This is a genomic window from Sphingomonas sp. CFBP 13706 (assembly GCF_014842355.1).
Taxonomy (GTDB): Bacteria; Pseudomonadota; Alphaproteobacteria; order Sphingomonadales; family Sphingomonadaceae; genus Sphingomonas; species Sphingomonas aerolata.
Genome location: NZ_JACYVM010000081.1, coordinates 1 through 429 on the forward strand (window position 1 = coordinate 1; position 429 = coordinate 429).

Sequence of the window (429 nt, forward strand, 5' to 3'; positions counted from 1 at the left end):
GAGCCGACGCCGCCGCCGTAGAGCGTGGCGCTCGGGCCTTTCAGCACGTCGATCCTGCGAATGCCGACCAGGCTTGCGGGATCGTTGGCCGCCGAAAACGCGCCGAACATCGGCAGGCCATCCTGATAGATCTCCGCCATGAAGCCGCGCACGATCGGCCCTACGGTCAAGCCCTCCTCGGGGCGGTTGCCGACGACACCCGAAACATTCGCCAAAGCCTCGCCGAGCTGGCGACGATCCTGTTCGCTCAGCAGCGCGCCGGTCAGCACCTGCACCGACTGCGGCACATGGATCAAAGGCGTGGTGGTGCGCGTCGCGGACGCCGTCTCGGGAACGGCATATCCGTCGCGGATACCCGTGACGACGATCGTATCGCCAGTCCAGCTTGGCCCGGCATTGGTCGGTATGGGGTCAATCGGCGCAGTCCGA

1 protein-coding gene is annotated in these 429 nt (G+C 66.4%); it reads right to left on the reverse strand.

The window, feature by feature from the left end; translation table 11 throughout:
• Positions 1-429: TonB-dependent receptor plug domain-containing protein (locus IFS44_RS21750; protein ID WP_192100237.1), on the reverse strand; the 429-nt coding region annotated here is incomplete at both ends.